This window comes from Bradyrhizobium macuxiense (assembly GCF_007993935.1).
Lineage (GTDB): Bacteria > Pseudomonadota > Alphaproteobacteria > Rhizobiales > Xanthobacteraceae > Bradyrhizobium > Bradyrhizobium macuxiense_A.
Genome location: NZ_VITY01000009.1, coordinates 380487 through 397590, shown reverse-complemented (window position 1 = coordinate 397590; position 17104 = coordinate 380487). Strand labels below are relative to the sequence as shown.

General features: G+C 65.7%; 18 protein-coding genes. 9 read left to right on the top strand and 9 right to left on the bottom strand.

Annotated elements, in window-relative coordinates:
- Window positions 1–4: 4 nt before the first annotated feature.
- A complete protein-coding gene (locus FBZ93_RS25005; RefSeq protein ID WP_146989359.1) occupies window positions 5–1207 on the bottom strand; it encodes an efflux RND transporter periplasmic adaptor subunit in 1203 nt (400 codons plus the stop codon).
- A 533-nt stretch (window positions 1208–1740) separates the two neighbouring features.
- Between FBZ93_RS25005 and FBZ93_RS25000 the strand changes: the two genes are divergently transcribed.
- The gene (locus tag FBZ93_RS25000) at window positions 1741–2739 is read left to right on the top strand and encodes a flagellar motor protein MotA (RefSeq protein WP_146989357.1); all 999 of its coding nucleotides are present in this window, start codon (window positions 1741–1743) and stop codon (window positions 2737–2739) included.
- Window positions 2740–2826: 87 nt separating this feature from the next.
- A complete protein-coding gene (locus tag FBZ93_RS24995; protein WP_050419540.1) occupies window positions 2827–3858 on the top strand; it encodes a peptidoglycan -binding protein in 1032 nt (343 codons plus the stop codon).
- A gap of 336 nt (window positions 3859–4194) precedes the next feature.
- On the opposite strand, the gene FBZ93_RS24990 is transcribed toward FBZ93_RS24995, so the two are convergent.
- The gene (locus FBZ93_RS24990) at window positions 4195–5187 is read right to left on the bottom strand and encodes an aldo/keto reductase (RefSeq protein WP_146989355.1); all 993 of its coding nucleotides are present in this window, start codon (window positions 5185–5187) and stop codon (window positions 4195–4197) included.
- A gap of 109 nt (window positions 5188–5296) precedes the next feature.
- On the opposite strand from FBZ93_RS24990, the gene FBZ93_RS24985 reads away from it, so the two are divergent.
- The gene (locus FBZ93_RS24985) at window positions 5297–6190 is read left to right on the top strand and encodes a LysR family transcriptional regulator (protein ID WP_146989354.1); all 894 of its coding nucleotides are present in this window, start codon (window positions 5297–5299) and stop codon (window positions 6188–6190) included.
- Window positions 6191–6250: 60 nt separating this feature from the next.
- Here the strand turns inward: FBZ93_RS24985 and FBZ93_RS24980 are convergent, their stop codons facing one another.
- Window positions 6251–6571 (bottom strand): PilZ domain-containing protein, encoded by a 321-nt coding sequence (locus FBZ93_RS24980; protein WP_074129463.1) that lies wholly within the window; start codon window positions 6569–6571, stop codon window positions 6251–6253.
- Between the two features lie 322 nt (window positions 6572–6893).
- Here FBZ93_RS24980 and FBZ93_RS24975 point away from each other — a divergent pair, with 322 nt between their 5' ends.
- The 3 genes from FBZ93_RS24975 (at window position 6894) to FBZ93_RS24965 (ending at window position 10747) form a co-directional block, all read left to right on the top strand.
- A complete protein-coding gene (locus FBZ93_RS24975; protein WP_146989350.1) occupies window positions 6894–8402 on the top strand; it encodes an AMP-binding protein in 1509 nt (502 codons plus the stop codon).
- Window positions 8403–8670: 268 nt separating this feature from the next.
- The gene (locus FBZ93_RS24970) at window positions 8671–9642 is read left to right on the top strand and encodes a S1C family serine protease (RefSeq protein ID WP_146989348.1); all 972 of its coding nucleotides are present in this window, start codon (window positions 8671–8673) and stop codon (window positions 9640–9642) included.
- Window positions 9643–9664: 22 nt separating this feature from the next.
- The gene (locus tag FBZ93_RS24965) at window positions 9665–10747 is read left to right on the top strand and encodes a phospholipase (protein ID WP_146989346.1); all 1083 of its coding nucleotides are present in this window, start codon (window positions 9665–9667) and stop codon (window positions 10745–10747) included.
- Window positions 10748–10890: 143 nt separating this feature from the next.
- Here FBZ93_RS24965 and FBZ93_RS24960 read toward each other — a convergent pair whose 3' ends face one another.
- Window positions 10891–11790 carry an SDR family oxidoreductase gene (locus tag FBZ93_RS24960; protein WP_146989344.1) on the bottom strand — a complete coding sequence of 300 codons (900 nt, stop codon included), beginning with the start codon at window positions 11788–11790 and terminating at the stop codon, window positions 10891–10893.
- Between the two features lie 57 nt (window positions 11791–11847).
- On the bottom strand, window positions 11848–12588 hold the full coding sequence (locus FBZ93_RS24955; RefSeq protein WP_146989342.1) for an SDR family oxidoreductase: 741 nt from the start codon (window positions 12586–12588) through the stop codon (window positions 11848–11850).
- 120 nt (window positions 12589–12708) lie between these two features.
- Here FBZ93_RS24955 and FBZ93_RS24950 point away from each other — a divergent pair, with 120 nt between their 5' ends.
- Both FBZ93_RS24950 and FBZ93_RS24945 read left to right on the top strand, forming a co-directional pair.
- Window positions 12709–13596, top strand: a complete 888-nt coding sequence (locus FBZ93_RS24950; RefSeq protein ID WP_146989340.1) for a LysR family transcriptional regulator — start codon at window positions 12709–12711, stop codon at window positions 13594–13596.
- Window positions 13597–13659: 63 nt separating this feature from the next.
- Entirely contained in the window at window positions 13660–13866 is a 207-nt protein-coding gene (locus tag FBZ93_RS24945) for a hypothetical protein (RefSeq protein ID WP_146989338.1), read from the top strand.
- A gap of 26 nt (window positions 13867–13892) precedes the next feature.
- On the opposite strand, the gene FBZ93_RS24940 is transcribed toward FBZ93_RS24945, so the two are convergent.
- Entirely contained in the window at window positions 13893–14195 is a 303-nt protein-coding gene (locus FBZ93_RS24940; protein ID WP_146989336.1) for an AzlD domain-containing protein, read from the bottom strand.
- A complete protein-coding gene (locus FBZ93_RS24935) occupies window positions 14188–14901 on the bottom strand; it encodes an AzlC family ABC transporter permease (protein WP_167529204.1) in 714 nt (237 codons plus the stop codon). The genes FBZ93_RS24940 and FBZ93_RS24935 overlap by 8 nt, the downstream gene beginning before the upstream one ends.
- A 32-nt stretch (window positions 14902–14933) precedes the next feature.
- Between FBZ93_RS24935 and FBZ93_RS24930 the strand changes: the two genes are divergently transcribed.
- Window positions 14934–15536 (top strand): CGNR zinc finger domain-containing protein, encoded by a 603-nt coding sequence (locus FBZ93_RS24930; protein WP_146989332.1) that lies wholly within the window; start codon window positions 14934–14936, stop codon window positions 15534–15536.
- Window positions 15537–15593: 57 nt separating this feature from the next.
- Here FBZ93_RS24930 and FBZ93_RS24925 read toward each other — a convergent pair whose 3' ends face one another.
- Together FBZ93_RS24925 and FBZ93_RS24920 are read right to left on the bottom strand one after the other, a co-directional pair.
- On the bottom strand, window positions 15594–16271 hold the full coding sequence (locus FBZ93_RS24925; protein WP_146989330.1) for a DsbA family protein: 678 nt from the start codon (window positions 16269–16271) through the stop codon (window positions 15594–15596).
- Between the two features lie 36 nt (window positions 16272–16307).
- Window positions 16308–17045, bottom strand: a complete 738-nt coding sequence (locus FBZ93_RS24920; protein WP_128970436.1) for a sulfite exporter TauE/SafE family protein — start codon at window positions 17043–17045, stop codon at window positions 16308–16310.
- Window positions 17046–17104 lie beyond the last annotated feature (59 nt).

The following is a 17104-nucleotide window of genomic DNA, read 5'->3' as shown; positions in this document are numbered from 1 at the left end:
CGGATCACCGCACCGCGTGCGCGGTCTGCTGCGAATCCGGTGCCGACGCAGCGTCGATCTCACGCCAGGCCAGCGGCCGTACCTTGTCGCCGGCGGCGAATTTCTGGAACCCCTCGACGACGACCTTGTCGCCGGCCTTGAGGCCTTCGCTCACGAACCAGGAGCCGCCCTGCAGCGAGCCGGTGCGCACCGGCTGCACCGCGACGTGATTGTCGTCCTTGACGACGAACACTTCGCTGCCGCCGCCGCCATTACGCTGGATCGCCTGCTGCGGCACCGCGATCGCATCGCTGTCGATGCCCTGCTCGATCAACACGCGGACATACATACCCGGCAGCAGGATGCGATGCGGGTTCGGGAATTCGCCGCGCAAGGTCACCTGCCCGGTATAGGCATCGACCTTGGCGTCGGAGAACAGCAGCTTGCCCGGCACCGGATAGATCGAGCCGTCGTCGAGCACGAGGCGGACCTTCATCGCGTCAGGCGCGATGCGCTCGAGGTCGCCGCTCTCGAAGGCGCGGCGGAGCTGGTTCATCTCGGTCACCGACTGCTGGAAGTCGGCATAGATCGGATCGAGCTGCTGGATGGTCGCAAGGCTCGCGGCGTCGTTCTGAACAACGAGCGCGCCTTCGCTGATCACGGCAGCACCGATGGTGCCGTCGATCGGCGCGCGGATGGTCGCATAGTCCAGGTTGAGCTTCGCACGCGCGACGTCGGCCTCACGGCCCTGCACGTCGGCTTCGGCCTGCTTCAGGTTGGCGATCGCCTTCTCGTTCTCGGCCTCCGAGGTCGCGCGCTGTTGGGTGAGCGTCGCGATCCGGCGGGCCTGCAGCGCGGTCTGCTCGAGCACGGCCTTGGCGCGCGCCAGCGCCGCCTCGGTCGACTGCAATTCGACCTCGAACGGGCGCGGATCGATCTGATACAGGGGATCGCCGACCTTCACCTCGCTGCCCTGATGGAACATGCGGTTGACGACGATGCCCGAGACGCGCGGGCGCACCTCGGAAACACGGGTCGGGGCGATACGGCCCGGCAGCTCGCGCACCATCGCGCGCGCCTGCGGCTTCACGGTGACCACGCTGACGTCCGGCTCGGGTGCTTGCACGGCGGCGGTTGCGGAATTCGGTTCGTCGCAGCCAGCGAGCAGTGGCGCCGTCACGGCCAGCATCAGAGCAATGCATGCCGATTGCGCGCGAAGTCCAGACATTGAGATGATCGCCCCTGTGGGTTGGAATAAACAAATGGCGGCGCCACAGCGGCACCGCTCCTGCCGCCAAAAATAAATCCTGCTTGCTGCGACGCAATGCGTTTGTCGGGCGGCTCAATGTCACACAATCCTATCGCTCTGATTTCGCGGCATGTTTCGTCGACTCACCGGATTGTGAGCGGGTTCCATCGCAGGCTGTGGGAATGCGTTAAGGACTGCGTGCGCGAGAAACGCCATTTTGCCTGCGCAGGAATGCCGCAGATTGCAAACTCGTAATGCGCGGCGCGCGAATCACCTACCGCCGCGCACCCCTCCAAGCGGTGCAACCCGCGTGCGTCTCGCGATCCGCGCGTGGGATTGGCGCTGTCTGTACACGCTGATGCGCCCACGCCCCGGAAAGCTGCGCAAAGCGGCAACAGTCCACTCCGTATCAACCCCAGGTTCTGCCGACAGCCCTTGGATTCGGCTTTCCTCACTCAGCCGCTGTGCCATATTGCTGACAGATGCGGCCTTCGCGAACGGATGACCCGGCAATGCCCCCTTCCCGATCCGAGATGGAGATCGAACTGAGCAAGCTGTCCTCGCCCAGGATCTTCCTGGTGCGGATGCTGGTCTTCCTGGTGCTCTGCGGCCTGGTCGGGGTCGTGCTGTACAAGCAGATCGTCACCGCCTTCTTCGCCAATCCCGGTCTGAACGCCCTGATCGGCGCGGTGCTGCTGATCGGCGTCATCCTGGCGTTCCGCCAAGTGATCCGGCTCTATCCTGAAGTGGCCTGGGTCAATAATTTCCGCATCGCCGATCCCGGCCTTGCGATCGAGCGCCGCCCGACGCTGCTTGCGCCGATGGCCGCCATTCTCGGCGGCGAGCGCACGGGGCGGATGTCGATCTCGCAGCAGACCATGCGGCATCTGCTCGATTCGATCGCAACCCGCCTCGATGAAGCCCGCGACATCTCGCGCTACATGACCGGCCTCTTGGTGTTCCTGGGCCTGCTCGGCACCTTCTGGGGCCTGATCGAGACGGTCGGCTCGGTCGGCAAGGTGATCGACGGGCTCAAGGTCGGCGGCGACGCCGGCGCGCTGTTCGATACTTTGAAGGAGGGTCTTGCCGCCCCGCTCGGCGGTATGGGCATCTCGTTCTCGTCCTCGCTGTTCGGCCTAGCCGGCTCGCTGATCCTCGGCTTCCTCGATCTCCAATCGAGCCAGGCCCAGAACCGCTTCTACACCGACCTCGAGGACTGGCTCGCCACCACCGTGCGCGGCATTTCCGGCGACGGCGTCGGGGCGGGCGGCGCCGATCTGCAGGGCGCGATCGACCGGCTGCGTGCCACCTTCGAGGAAGGCGGCGCCGGCGGCGGCGGCCGCAACACCACGGCGGCGATGGCCAATCTTGCCGAGGCGATCCAGGGGCTGGTTGCGCATATGCGCACCGAGCAACAGATGATCCGCGAATGGGCCGATGGCCAGGGCGAGCAGAACCGCGAGATCAAGCGGCTGCTCGAACGGCTCGCCCGCCAGCCCGAGAAGAGCTGAGAGGGGCCTAGAGAATTTTGGTCCCGGCTCTGCGGAGTGGCGTTGCACGCCGCACCGCGTCCGGGACACGAGAGAGGAGATTGTTTGATGGCCCTCGCCCGCTCGCGCCGCAGCGAATCCGGCTTCAACTACTGGCCGGGCTTTGTCGACGCGCTGTCGACGCTGGTGCTGTCGATCGTGTTCCTGCTGTCGGTGTTCCTCGTCGTGCAGTTCTTCCTGTCGCAGGAAGTGACGGGCAAGGACAAGGCGCTGGAGCAGCTCACCGCCAAGATCGCCCAGCTCAACGAGCTGTTGTCGCTGGAGAAGCTCTCCAAGCTGACGCTCGACGACCAGGTGTCGCAGCTGCGCGCCGGCCTCGCCTCCGCCGAGGGCGAGCGCGACCGCATGAAGGGGCTGTATGAGGGGCTCGCCAATTCCGGCAACGATGCGCAGGGCCGCGCCAACGAGCTCAACAAGGCGCTGGAGTCCGAAAAGAGCGTGTCGTCGCGCGCGCTGGCGCAGATCGAGGTGCTGAACCAGCAGATCAGCGCGCTGCGCCGCCAGCTCGCCGCGCTCGAGGAGGCGCTCGACGCCTCCGAGAAGCGCGACAAGGAATCGCAGAACCGGATCGCCGATCTCGGCCAGCGCCTCAACGTCGCGCTGGCGCAGCGGGTGCAGGAATTGTCGAAATACCGTTCGGAATTCTTCGGCCGGCTGCGCGCGATCCTCGGCAACCGTCCCGATATCCGCATCGTCGGCGACCGCTTCGTGTTCCAGTCCGAAGTGTTCTTCGACACCGGCCAGGCCACCTTGCTGCCGGAAGGCAAGACCGAGCTCGATACCGTGGCGAATGCGCTGATCGACCTCGACAAGCAGATTCCACCCGAGATTGCCTGGGTGCTGCGGGTCGACGGCCACACCGACGTGCGGCCGATCACCAACAGCCCGCTGTTCAAGTCGAACTGGGAATTGTCCTCGGCGCGTGCGATCTCGGTGGTGCAATATCTGATCTCGCTCGGCGTTCCGGCGCAGCGCCTGGTCGCCGCCGGCTTCGCCGAATTCCAGCCGCTCGACACCGCGCAAACCGAAGACGCCTACAAGCGCAACCGCCGCATCGAGCTGAAGCTGACGGAGAAGTAAGGCGGAAGCGGCCACCCGCCCCGGCCCTAACCATCCGTCGTCCTGGCGAAAGCCAGGACCCATAACCACCGCATTCGGTGATGAACGGGACCGCGGCCCCAGCGTCGCGCAACAATCGAGATTTGGGGTAATGGGTCCTGGCTTTCGCCAGGACGACAGCGATTGTGCGGTACGGCCTGCATCCACAATCGTCGTCCCGGCGAAAGCCGGGACTCATAACCACCGGGTTGCGTTGTTGAAGTGCGCTGTGGCCCCAACGTCGCGCGACAATTGCCATTCGTGGTTATGGGTCCTGGGTCAAGCCCGGGACGACACTGAGTGAGTGGCTCGACTTCCTCAGCGCCCGACCATCTGTTGCAATTGCTCCGGATAGCGCGCGCCCTGCACCTCGATCGCGGCGACCGCCTCGCCGATCTCAGCCAGATCGGCAACGGTCAGTTCGATGCGCGCGGCGCCGATGTTTTCCTCGAGCCGATTGAGCTTCGTGGTGCCGGGGATCGGCACGATCCACGGCTTTTGCGCCAGCAGCCAGGCCAGCGCGATCTGCGCCGTTGTCGCGCCCTTGCCGGCCGCGATCCGGCCGAGTTGATCGACCAGCGCCTGATTGGCGCGGCGAGCTTCCGGCGTGAAGCGCGGCACGAGGTTGCGGAAGTCGTCGCTCGCGAACGTCGTCGACGCATTGATCGCGCCGGTGAGGAAGCCGCGGCCGAGCGGGCTGTACGGCACGAAGCCGATGCCGAGCTCTTGCAGCACCGGCAGGATCTCGGCTTCCACCCCGCGCTCCCACAACGAATATTCGCTCTGCAAGGCCGTGACCTTCTGCACCGCATGGGCACGGCGGATGGTCTGCGCACCGGCCTCCGACAGGCCGAAATGACGGACCTTGCCGGCGGCGATCAGCTCCTTCACAGTGCCGGCGACATCCTCGATCGGCACCGCGGGATCGACCCGGTGCTGATAGAACAGGTCGATCACATCGATGTTCAGCCGTTTCAGCGAGGCGTCCGCGACCGCCCTGATGTGCTCGGGCCGGCTGTTCAGCGACCGATGCCGCTCGGCCATGGAGCCGATATCGAAACCGAATTTGGTCGCGATCACGACCTCGCTCCGGACCGGCGCCAGCGCCTCGCCGACCAGTTCCTCGTTGACGAAGGGGCCGTAAACCTCGGCGGTGTCGAAGAAAGTAACGCCGCGCTCGACCGCGGCGCGCAGCATGGCAATGCCCGCGGCCTTCTCCACCGCCGGACCGTAAGCGAAGCTCAAGCCCATACAGCCAAGGCCGATCGCCGAAACTTCGAGGTTGCTGTAACCGAGTTTGCGCTTCTGCATGTTGTCTCTCCGCATCGATGGCTGGATTTCGTCGCTGCGGGATTTAAGGCGTGCACCGCCATGCCATTAGACGTAGAAATCAGGATGAACTTATGAGCAGGATTCATGAATGCCGCGGACTGACATCAATGACCTGATCGCCTTCCTCGCCGTCGCTCGCGAGCGCAGCTTCACCCGCGCCGCAGCGCGGCTCGGCGTCTCGCAATCGGCGCTCAGCCACACCATGCGCGCGCTGGAGGAACGGCTGGGCGTGCGGCTCTTGACCCGCACCACGCGCAGCGTCGCGCCGACCGAAGCCGGCGAACGGCTGCTGCATGGCATCGGTCCGCGCTTCGAGGAAATCGAGGCCGAGCTCGCCGCGCTGAGCGCGCTGCGCGAGAAGCCCGCCGGCACTATCCGCATCAACGCCGGCGAGCACGCAGCCGAGACGATCCTGTGGCCGGCACTGGCGGAGTTCCTGCCGCGCTATCCCGACATCAAGGTGGAGATCACCGTCGATAACGGGCTCGCGAACATTGTCGCGGAGCGCTTTGATGCCGGCGTCCGCCTTGGCGAACAGCTTGCGAAGGACATGATCGCGGTGCGGATCGGTCCGGATTTCCGCATGGTCGTGGTCGGCGCACCGTCCTACTTCAAACGACGCGAGCGCCCGAAACGGCCGCAGGACCTGACGCAGCATGCCTGCATCAACATCCGCTTGCCGATCCATGGCGGCATCTATGCCTGGGAATTCGAGAGGCGTGGCCGCCCGCTCAAGGTCCGCGTGGACGGACAATTGGTGTTCAACAGCGCCATGTTGCGGATCAAGGCGGCGTTGGCCGGCCTGGGGCTAGCCTATGTCGCCGAGGACCAGGTGCGCGCGCAGCTCGCCAAGGGACAGTTGATCCAGGTGCTCGACGACTGGTGCGCGCCGTTTCCCGGCTATCATCTCTATTATCCGAGCCGCAGGCAGTCCGCCCCGGCGTTCGCGCTGCTGGTCGATGCGCTGCGTTATCGCGGTTGATCGCGAACGGCGGCGCGGCGACGATGCCAGGAGCAAGGCGCGCTCGCGTCAGCGAACGCGCTACGCCGCGCCGACCGGCTCCGCGGCCGGTTCGTCCGGCTCCGCCTCCGCGGTCACGAATTTGAGTCCGTAGGTCTTGCCGCGACGCCAGACCACCTCGCAGGGGTAGCGCTTGGCGTGGTCGGCGAGCAGCGTCAGCGCAAGGCGGTCCTTCACCTCGAACTCGACCTCGGTGGTGATCTTGGCGCCGCCGGGCGAGATGTCGACCACGGCGCAGGCGTTCTCGGTCACGCCGTCGTCGACCGTGATCCACGCCGCACGGTTGTTGAGCTGGCGCCGCGGCTCGCGACTGACCTTGATCCGTGCTCCATTGCTCGCCATCGCCGTCGTCCTTGAAGACATTGGTCATTGAAAACTTGCAAGACCGCGCAGGTCGATCGACGCGCCCGGCACATCACCGCAGCGGCCACAATGCCGTCCCCCCGTAAAGTCCGGCTTAGCGCGATCGCTTGAACTTTACCGGAATCTTGACCCGGCTTTTAGCAAACGGGGATTCTACAATTCCCTCAGCGGGATACCGGCCGCATTGGCGTTCCGGACCTTGACACCGCGACCGCACTGTTGGTGAAGTGGCGGCCGTGGCTTCGGCCACATCCCTGCAACAAGAGCGCTTCAAGCCGCCTCCTTCTGACGGAAACGACCCATGCTGATCCCCCTCGCCGACGTGCCGCGCTGGTATGCCGAACGCAAGCCCACGGATGCGATCACCGTCAGTCACGGCGCGGACACGCTGACCTGGCATGAGCTCGAGCGCCGCGCCAATGCGCGGGCACGGGCCTTTGCCGCCAAGGGCGTCAAGCCCGGCGACTTCGTCGCGATCGGGCTGCCCAACAGCAACGCGTTCTTCGAGACCACGTTCGCGGTGTGGAAATGCGGCGCGACGCCGACCTCGCTGTCATGGCGGCTGCCGCGCGGCGAGGCCGCCGCGGTGCTCGAGATCCTGAAGCCGTCGCTGGTGGTCGGCGGCGAGGCCGACTGGAATGCGCCCAATTCACTGCCGGTGAATTTCGTGCCGGAGGGATTTTCCGGGGAGCCGCTCGATGCGCCGGTTGCGCGCTACTGGAAGGCGATGACGAGCGGCGGCTCGACCGGACGGCCGAAGGTGATCCTCGATCACAACCCCGCGGTGATCGAAACCACGGCGGAGCCGACGCTGGGCATCGCGCGCGGCACTTCGCTGCTCAATCCGGGGCCGCTCTATCACAATGCACCATTCATCCTGTCGCATTTTGCACTGTTCGGCGGCGGACGGGTGACCGGCTTGGTGAAGTTCGACGCCGAGGAGACGCTGCGGCTGATCGAGCGCGAACGCGTGCAATGGGTCAACTTCGTGCCGACCATGATGCACCGGATCTGGGCGCTGCCCGAGGCGGTGCGCAACCGCTACGACGTCTCCAGCCTGCAGATCGTGTTTCACATGGCAGCGCCGATGCCGCCCTGGCTGAAGGAGAAGTGGATCGAATGGCTCGGGCCGGAGCGGGTCTGGGAGCTCTATGGCGGCACCGAGCGGCAAGGCGCCTGCGTGATCTCGGGCGTCGAATGGATGGCGCACAAGGGCTCGGTCGGCAAGATCGGCGAGACCGCGAAGCTGCGGATCATCGGCGAGGACGGCAACGACGTCGCGCCCGGCGAGACAGGCGAGATCTATTTCCTGCCCAATGACGGCGTCGGCTCCACCTATCATTATCTCGGCGCAACACCGAAGCGGCGGCCGGACGGTTGGGAATCGCTCGGCGATATCGGACGTCTGGATGAAGAGGGCTATCTCTATCTCGGCGACCGGCTCGCCGACATGGTGCTGCGCGGCGGCGCCAACATCTATCCGGCAGAAGTCGAGGCCGCGGTCAGCGAACATCCCGATGTGCGCTCCTGCGTCGTGGTCGGATTGCCCGATCCGGAATTCGGCCAGCGCGTGCATGCGATCCTCGAGCTCGCCGACGATGCCGATGCGCAGGAGATCGCCGACGGCATGGGCGATTTCCTCAAGGACCGGCTCAGCCGCTACAAGCATCCGGAAAGTTTCGAGCGCGTCGGCACCGCGCCGCGCGATGATTCCGGAAAGGTCCGTCGCACCATGCTGCGCGACGAGCGCGCCGCATGGATCAAGGACAACCGCGCCTTCCGCATCATGCCGGCGCGCGCGAAGGCATGATCCGGAAAAGTGCGAAGCGGTTTTCCCTCGCGACAAACCCGGAACGGGTTTGCGCGGAGATCATGCCCAAACACAAAACTGAAGCGCGATGACAGATCTCATCGCGCTTTAGAAGCGAATAAGTTCATTTTGCCTTGCGAGGGGCAGGTCTGCACGCCAGATGAGCTGTGCAGGCCGCCGCGCAGGGTATATCATTCCATCTTCCCTGCCGGCAGAACCTCGGACTACCTTGAGGTTCCAGCACGCCCTGCACGCCAGGAGATCCCAAATGACTTCCACGACCGAACCGAAAGTGCCGGCGGCCTTTCAGCCCCGCCCCGAAGATTATCGCTATGACCTCGATCGTGCGCTGATGAGCGTGGTTGGGCTGCATTCGATCATTCCGCCTGACGCTTTCAGCGCCGAGACGCTCGGCACCGAACGCGCAGGCAACGGCGTGCTGATCGACGACGGGCTGGTGCTGACGATCGGCTATCTGATCACCGAAGCCGCCACGGTGTGGCTGCATCTCGGCGACGGCCGCGCGGTCGAGGGTCACGCACTCGGCTTCGATTTCGAATCCGGCTTCGGCCTGGTGCAGGCGCTGGGCAAGCTCGACATCGATCCGCTGCGGATCGGCTCGTCGGCGGCAACGCAGGTCGGTGACAATGTCGTACTCGGCGGTGCCGGCGGCCGCACGCGCTCGGTCGCAAGCCAGATCGCGGCGAAGCAGGAATTCGCGGGCTACTGGGAGTATCTGCTCGACGAGGCGATCTTCACCTATCCGTCGCACCCGAACTGGGGCGGCACCGGACTGATCAACAACGCCGGCGAGCTGATCGGCATCGGCTCGCTGCAGCTCGAGCGCGAACGCTCGAGCCGCGCCGAGCACGTCAACATGATCGTGCCGATCGATCTGCTGAACCCGGTGCTGAGCGACCTGCGCAGGTTCGGCCGAGTCGACAAGCCGGCGCGGCCGTGGCTCGGCATGTACACGACCGAGATCGACAACCGCCTCGTGGTGGTCGGCGTTGCCAGCAAGGGACCGGCGGCGCGCGCCGAGCTGAAGACCGGCGACGTGATCCTCGCGGTCGACGGCGACAAGGTGACGAGCCAGACCGGCTTTTACCGCAAGCTCTGGTCGCTCGGCGCGGCCGGCGTCGACGTGCCGCTGACGGTCTATCACGAGGGCGTCACCTTCGACGTCACGCTGAGCTCGATCGACCGGATGAAGCTGCTGAAGGCGCCGCGGCTGCATTAGTACAGAACGAGAGGCAGCGGCGATGAGCGAGGCCGTGGTTGACGATATCGTGGCCGTGCTGCCGCCGCTGCTGCAGACGCTGGAATCGCTGTCCTTTGTCGCGCGCAACCTGAATCCGCCGAACTTCGATCGCGTGATGCAGATCGCGGGCGAGCCCGAGGAGGCGTTGCAGGCGGTGCGGCCGCGGCTGGCCGATTGGCCGGAGAAATTCGCGCATATCAAGACTGCACTTGAGGCTGCGATCGAACCGGCGCTCGCCGGCTATGCGGGGCTGCGCGCGGTGCAGAACGGTGAAGGCGACCTCGTCGGCGTATTCCGCGCGCTGCGCTACCTGCCGCGCGCGCAGGAAGCGCTCTATCCATTGACCGAACTGCCGCCGGTCAGCGGCTTCTTCATCGCGCCCGACCTGCGCGAGGATGCCGGTCTGCAGGCAAAACTCGCGGCGACGCCGAACGACGACACCGGCATCTTCCATGAGCGCAACGAACCGGGCAGCCGCGGCGGCTTCTCGATGTACGTGCCGGAATACTACACGCCGGATCGCGCCTGGCCGCTGGTGATGGCGCTGCATGGTGGCAGCGGCAATGGCCGCGGCTTCCTGTGGAGCTGGCTGCGCGACGCGCGCAGCCGCGGCGCCATCCTGGTGGCGCCGACCGCGACCGGCCAGACCTGGGCGCTGATGGGCGACGATACCGACACGCCGAACCTCAACCGCATTCTCGACCAGGTGCGCGCGCGCTGGAATATCGACGCGACGCGGATGCTGCTGACCGGCATGAGCGACGGCGGCACGTTCAGCTATGTGACCGGGCTCGACGGCGCCTCGCGCTTCACGCATCTGGCGCCGGTCGCGGCGACCTTCCATCCGCTGATGGCGGAAATGGCCGATGCGGAGCGGCTGCGGGGCTTACCGATCTTCATCACCCACGGCCGGCTCGACTGGATGTTCCCGGTGCAGACCGCGCGGCAGACCCAGGGCCTGCTGTCGGCCGCCGGCGCCAAGGTGACCTATCGCGAGATCGACGATCTCAGCCACACCTATCCGCGCGAGATCAATGCGGAGATTCTTCAGTGGCTGAACGGCGAGCAAGCGGACGACGCTTAGAGCATCGTCGGTTGGCGCCGAGTAACGCCGCTCTCCCCCCCGTCATTGCGAGCGAAGCGAAGCAATCCATCGCGCCACAAGCGGAGGCATGGATTGCTTCGTCGCTGTCGCTCCTCGCAATGACGTGCAGAGAGTGCGCCTCGTTACCTGTTCACCCGCGGTTTGAGCAGGTCTGAAAAGCCGACCCGGTGCAGCATCTCGTTGCGGACGCGGTCGATCACGCTGAAGGCGACCTCGGCACCGTCCTGGGTCGGATCGATGTGGACGCGGAACGGCCGCTTGCCGAACGGTGAGCCGACCACCTTCACAATCGCGTCCGCGACCAGCGACGCGTCGGCGTCCTCGGGCACGATCGCCGCGAACGCCTTCATGATCTCATCGCCGAAGCCGGCATAAGGACCGGCTTCATATTCGGCGACGCGCGCTTCGTCGGCAGGACGGCCGGAATGCGCGAAGTGATTGGTGCTGCCGGTGAAGGCGCCGGGCACGATGATCGAGGTCTCGATGCCCCAGCGCGCGAGCTCGCGGGCATAGATCACCGCCATCGCATCCATGCCGGCCTTCGCCGCGAAATACGGCGCGAGATAGGGCGGCGTACCGCCGGCCGACGAGCTGCTCGACACCCAGACCACGAGCCCCCTGCCCTGCTTGCGCAGCTGCGGCAGCGCCGCGCGGTTGACGCGCTGGGTCGAGAGCACGTTGACGTCGTAGAGCTCGGCGAGTTGCTCCGGCGTGAACGCCTCCGCCGGGCCGAACACCATGTGGCCGGCATTGTGCATGACGACGTCGAGGCGGCCTTCTTCCGCGACAATCTGCGCAACGGCCTTGTCGACCGACGCCTGCGAGCCGACATCGAGCTCCAGCGAGCGCAGGTCGACCTTGTTGTCCCTCGCGAACTCCTCGATATCGGCGACCGCGGCGGCGTTGGGGCCGGTGGTGTGCCGCATCGAGGCGTAGACAATGTGGCCGGCCCTGGCGAGCGCGTTGGCGGTGAAGCGGCCGAAGCCGCTCGAGGCGCCGGTGATGACGATGACCTGTTTCATGACACGTGTCCTTGTGATGACGGATTGAACGGGAATTGAGTTGAAGGCGCGAGGACGTCAGACCAGGCCGCCATTGGCGCGCAGGGTCTGGCCGTTGATCCAGGAGCCGTCGGGACCGGCGAGGAACGACACGGCATTGGCGATGTCGTCGGGCGTGCCGAGCCGCTCCAGCGGCACCATCTTGGCGAAGCGGTCGATCAGCTCGTCAGACTTGCCGTTGAGGAACAGATCGGTCGCGGTCGGGCCCGGCGCGATCGCATTCACGGTGATGCCGCGGCCGCGCAATTCCTTGGACAGGATCGCAGTGAGGGATTCGATCGCCGCCTTGGTCGCGACATAGATGCCGTAGGTCTCGAGCCTGGTGCCGACGACGCTGGTCGAGAAATTGACGATGCGTCCGCCGTTGCGCAGCCGGCGTGCCGCCTCGCGCATGGTGTTGAAGCTGCCCTTCAGATTGACCGCGACCTGCTGATCGAAGACCGCATCGTCGCTGTCGGCGATCTTGCCGAGCTTCATGATGCCGGCATTGTTGACCAGCACGTCGACGCCGCCGAACGCCGCTCCCGCCGCGTCGAACATGCCGCGCACCGCGTTGGCATCGCTGACATCGGCCTTCGCCGTCAGCGCCCGACCGCCGTCGGCCTCGATCCGGTCGGCGACCGTCTGGGCGGGCCTGGCATCGCCGGAATAGTTGATGACGACAGTGAAGCCGTCCTTGGCGAGGCGCTCGGCGACCGCCGCGCCGATCCCGCGCGAGGCGCCCGTAATCAGAGCTACCTTGTTGGTTTGGTTGGTCATTTTTGGTCTCCCATCAGAAAGTGCGGCCAAGCCGCGTTCGATGGAAGGACGCTACGCCTTGGCATCAAGCGGATAATCAGGCATCTTTTGGCATTACTATTCGCAGATTTCGGATAATAGATGGACCGCTTCGATGCGATGCGCGTGTTCACCCGGGTGGTCGAGCGGCGCAGCTTTTCGCTGGCCGCCGACGATCTCGGCCTGCCGCGCTCGACGGTGACGGACGCCGTGAAGGGGCTGGAGGCACGGCTCGGCGTGCGGCTGCTCGAGCGCACCACGCGCACGGTGCGTCCGACGCTCGACGGTGAGGCACACTACCGCCGCTGCCTGTCGCTGATCTCGGACCTCGAGGACGCCGAGGGTGCGTTCGGCGGCGCGCGGCCGAAGGGGCTACTCCGGCTCGAAGTGCAGGGCACACTGGCGCGGCACTTCCTGCTGCCGAACCTGCCGGGCTTCTTTGCGGAGTATCCCGATATCGAGATCAACATGAGCGAGAGCGATCGCTTCGTCGACCTGATCCGCGAGGGTGTCGACTGTGTGCTGCGCTTCGGCAAGCTGCCCGACAGCGACATGATCGCGCGGCAGGTGACGATGCTGGAGCGGCTGACCTGCGCCACGCCGGACTATTTCGCGCGCTTCGGTGTGCCGACCGATCCGTTCGCGCTCGAAGGCCATCGCATGATCGGCATCCGCTCGCTGACCACGGGACGCTTGCGGCCGATGGAGTTCGTGATCGACGGTGAACTCAAACAGTTTCCGCTGCCCGCGCCGATGTCGGTGACCGGGCCCGAGAGCTATCTCGCGAGCGCAAAGCTCGGCCTCGGTCTCGTGCAGGTGCCGCGCTTCCATGCCGAAACCGATCTCGCCAACGGAACGCTGGTGGCGGTGCTTCAGCAATGGCCGCCACCAATGGTGCCAGTCAACCTGCTCTATCCGCGCAACCGCCAGCTTTCACCGCGCGTGCGCGTGTTCATCGATTATGTCATGCGCGTGTTCGCGCGCAGTTGATCGGCCGCCGGAACCACTGCGAACCCCGCGACGTTATCCCTTCGACACCGGAGGGATTAAGCGATGCGGACGTTTTTCGGAATGATTTTGGGCGCACTGCTGCTGATATGCGGCGTCTATCTCTATGACTCGATGCGAACATCGAGCGCGGCCAATGGCGAAGCCGCGCGGGACGCGCGCACCATCGTCAATTGGGACGTCGCGGCGCATGACTGGAACCTGCTGAAGACGCGCACCCGCGAGCAGTGGGACAAGATCGCATCGAAGTAACGGCCGGCGTCGCAGCCCGATCGACGTCACAGCCCGATCGCAGACGCCGCCAAGGCCGCGCCGAATCCGGCTCCCAGCGCGGCCCATTCTCTCGCCGTGATCGCCATGGTCACGAGCGCGACCACGGTCCCGACTAAGCCAGCCAGCCCGCCTGACAGGCAACCGCCGACAATGAATGCAATGAACAGATTGCCGGGCGCGAGCTGCAAGAACCGCGCGGCGATGCCGTCGTCGCGCATCGATGCGGCGAGGACGTAGCCGCCGGCGCGCATGACATAGCAGGTGACGCCGAGGACGCAGATGACGCCAAGCACCTTCAGGTCATCCATCTTTCGGCTCCATCATGCTCACGAGCGTGCCGCATCCGCCTCCGATCAGCATGGACCAGCTCGGATCCACGAACCGGGCCACGAGAAGTGCCGCGACGGCCGAGGTCAGCCACGGCCACAGCGATCTCACATTCTTCCACTGGCTGGGCAGCAGGGTCGCGATGAACATCGTCGGCAGCAACGTAGCGGCGAGCCCGAGCGGTTCGTTCGCGGCGAGCGGGGCCGCATAGGCGAGCGCGGTGCCGCCGACCCAGCCGATCGCCATCGGGATGCTCGATCCGAGCAGATATCCTGCGTCCGGCCCGTTGCGGTCGGCGTCCGAGCTCGTCATCAGCCACGACGCATCCGCCAGCAGAAACAGCGTGGGCAGCATCTTCCGGGGCGCCAGTCCGCCAAACAGCTGGCGCAGATGGGCGCCCATCAGTAAGTATCTTGAATTCGCGGCAATGCAGGCAACGACCATGGCGACGACCGGCAGCGGATGAGCCCACATGCTCAGCGTGATCGCTTGCGCCGTGGCGGAGTAGACCAGCAGGCTGAATAGAATGGCGTGCTCTGCCCCCAGCCCAAGTCCCTTGTAGGTCAGTCCCATCACGAGGCCGGCGGCGCCATTGCTGAGCAGGAAGGGCAACGCCGCGACCAGGCCGCGCCTGAAACCCGCGGCAGTCATCGTCGAGGCTGGTGGCGAGGCGCTTGTAATGGTCATGACCATTAGATTAGACTTGGTGAGAGGCCGTGATGTCAAGAGATCCCGTGCGGGCAGCGACGCAGTTCTTCGGCGGACGGGTCTGCCTTGACTTCGCGAACACGCTGGACTGGCGCACCTCGGACGATCCGCAGGAGCTGATCCCGGATTATGCGGCGTTGTTGTCCTGGAGCGAACGCCGCGGGACCTTGCCGCTTGCCGCGACGAGGAAGCTGAGGGCGCGTTCGGCAGGCGGCGAGGCCGCGGCTACGATGCAGAAGGCATATGATTTGCGCCGCGACATCTGGACCATTTCGGACGCACTGCGCGGCGGCCGCGGTGCGGACCTTCGTCTCGTCAATCAGATGCTCTCGGCGGCGCCGCGGCAACCCGACCTCGTGCGGCAGGATCGCGCATATCGCCACGCCTTCGCGGGGACCGACGTGACCGAGCCGTTATGGCCGGTGCTTTGGTCACTGACGGCGCTGCTGGCGTCCGACGACGCCAGGCGGATCGGATGCTGCGAGGCCGACGGCTGCGGCTGGTTCTTCGTCGACGAGAGCCCGAACCGGACCCGCAGATGGTGCTCGAGCGAAGTCTGCGGCAATCGCGAGCGCGCCCGGCGCGCCTACGCCAAGCGCAAGGGCTCCGCGTGAGCATTATCTGAGCATGATCTTTTCGGAAAACCGCTTCACACTTTTCCGGATCATGCTCTAATTCTGCTCGGTCTTGCGGCCCATATTGGCTTTGCGGGCGTCGGCGATCACCTGCTCGAACTGATCCATGCTGAGCACGCCCGGCACGCGATACTTGCCGACGATGAATGACGGCGTGCCGTTGAAGCCGAACGCCTGCGCCTGTTCGTCGTTGCGCGCGAGGATCGCGTCGATCGCCTTGGCGTTGGCGTCGAGATCCTTCTTCAGCCGGTCCATGTCGAGGCCGGCGCCCGAGAGCAGTTCGGCAATGCGCGGCTCGGTGATCCGCGAATTGACCGAGATCATCGCCTCATGCGCGGTGTCGAACTTGCCCTGGTACTTCGCCGCCAGCGCCATCCGCGCCGCGACCTTGGAGACCGGCCCGAGGATCGGCCAATCCTTCAGCACCAGGCGGACCTTGCCGTCGTCCTGCACCACCTGGCGGAGTTCCGGCGCCAGCTTGCGGCAATACGGGCAGTTGTAGTCGAACCATTCGACGATCGTGATGTCGCCCTTGGCATTGCCGATGACAGGAATATCCGGATCGCGCAGCACCTGCTCCTCGGTCAGGACCTTGTCGTCCTCGGCGCGCGCGCCCCCCGCGGCCAGCAGCGCGATCCCGGCACCGATAAGGCCGAGCGCGTCGCGGCGGGTGGCGCCGGCATTGTCGAGGGGCGATTTCGTCAGATGGTTCATGGCTGGCTTTCGGAAGGGCTCCTCGCCCTTCTACGTTCAGGACACATTGATGTTACGCAGCAGCATATAGATCGCCACGACGATAATCACAGCCGCGAACACGATATTGAGCGCGCCGCGGCGTTCCGACAGGTGCCGGGCGCTCCTCGTACCCAGGAGGCCGCCCGCGATGCCGCCGGCGACGAATAGCCCCGCCAGGCCCCATGACACCAGCCCTGACCACGCATAGCTCAGGGCAGTGGTCACGCCGAAGGCGGTGACCGCCACCAGCGAGGAACTGACCGCGTTCATGATCGGCATCCCGGTCGCCAGCATCAGCGCCGGCACGATCAGGAAGCCGCCGCCGATGCCGAAAAAGCCGGACATGGTTCCGGTGGCAAGCCCGAGACCGATGATCGCGGGCATGTTGGACATCGAGATCTTGACGTCGGTCAGCCCGACCCGCGCCCGGGTCTTCAGCATCAGGCCGGCGATGACAAGCATCACCACCGAGAACAGCGCCAGCAGCTTCTGCCCGTCCAGCATCTTGCCGAGGATCGAGCCGCCGAAAGCGCCGAACATGCCCGACAGCGCGAACACCAGCGCGCAGGACCAGATCACGGTGCCGCCGCGGGCGTGGTTGGACAGATTGATCGCAGCGTTGGCGGCGACCGCGATCGCCGAGGTGCCGATCGCGACATGCGGCTGGGGCACCCCGACCACATAGACCATCAGCGGCACGGCAAGGATCGACCCGCCGCCGCCGACCAGGCCCAGCGAGAAACCGACCAGCATGCCCGATGCCAGCCCAAGCACGCTCTGGGTTGCGGAGAAGACCAAGGGGAACAGACTCG

Bases quoted from the DNA above. Each gene is read 5' to 3' on its own strand.
- FBZ93_RS24985 (WP_146989354.1), top strand. From the start codon at position 5,297: ATGCCGCGGACTGACATCAATGACCTGATCGCCTTCCTCGCCGTCGCT.
- FBZ93_RS24920 (WP_128970436.1), bottom strand. From the start codon at position 17,045: ATGCTGGTCGGTTTCTCGCTGGGCCTGGTCGGCGGCGGCGGGTCGATC.
- FBZ93_RS24965 (WP_146989346.1), top strand. From the start codon at position 9,665: ATGAGCGAGGCCGTGGTTGACGATATCGTGGCCGTGCTGCCGCCGCTG.
- FBZ93_RS24930 (WP_146989332.1), top strand. From the start codon at position 14,934: ATGTCAAGAGATCCCGTGCGGGCAGCGACGCAGTTCTTCGGCGGACGG.
- FBZ93_RS25005 (WP_146989359.1), bottom strand. From the start codon at position 1,207: ATGTCTGGACTTCGCGCGCAATCGGCATGCATTGCTCTGATGCTGGCC.
- FBZ93_RS24955 (WP_146989342.1), bottom strand. From the start codon at position 12,588: ATGACCAACCAAACCAACAAGGTAGCTCTGATTACGGGCGCCTCGCGC.
- FBZ93_RS24980 (WP_074129463.1), bottom strand. From the start codon at position 6,571: ATGGCGAGCAATGGAGCACGGATCAAGGTCAGTCGCGAGCCGCGGCGC.
- FBZ93_RS25000 (WP_146989357.1), top strand. From the start codon at position 1,741: ATGCCCCCTTCCCGATCCGAGATGGAGATCGAACTGAGCAAGCTGTCC.
- FBZ93_RS24995 (WP_050419540.1), top strand. From the start codon at position 2,827: ATGGCCCTCGCCCGCTCGCGCCGCAGCGAATCCGGCTTCAACTACTGG.
- FBZ93_RS24950 (WP_146989340.1), top strand. From the start codon at position 12,709: ATGGACCGCTTCGATGCGATGCGCGTGTTCACCCGGGTGGTCGAGCGG.
- FBZ93_RS24935 (WP_167529204.1), bottom strand. From the start codon at position 14,901: ATGACCATTACAAGCGCCTCGCCACCAGCCTCGACGATGACTGCCGCG.
- FBZ93_RS24990 (WP_146989355.1), bottom strand. From the start codon at position 5,187: ATGCAGAAGCGCAAACTCGGTTACAGCAACCTCGAAGTTTCGGCGATC.
- FBZ93_RS24970 (WP_146989348.1), top strand. From the start codon at position 8,671: ATGACTTCCACGACCGAACCGAAAGTGCCGGCGGCCTTTCAGCCCCGC.
- FBZ93_RS24925 (WP_146989330.1), bottom strand. From the start codon at position 16,271: ATGAACCATCTGACGAAATCGCCCCTCGACAATGCCGGCGCCACCCGC.
- FBZ93_RS24945 (WP_146989338.1), top strand. From the start codon at position 13,660: ATGCGGACGTTTTTCGGAATGATTTTGGGCGCACTGCTGCTGATATGC.
- FBZ93_RS24975 (WP_146989350.1), top strand. From the start codon at position 6,894: ATGCTGATCCCCCTCGCCGACGTGCCGCGCTGGTATGCCGAACGCAAG.
- FBZ93_RS24940 (WP_146989336.1), bottom strand. From the start codon at position 14,195: ATGGATGACCTGAAGGTGCTTGGCGTCATCTGCGTCCTCGGCGTCACC.
- FBZ93_RS24960 (WP_146989344.1), bottom strand. From the start codon at position 11,790: ATGAAACAGGTCATCGTCATCACCGGCGCCTCGAGCGGCTTCGGCCGC.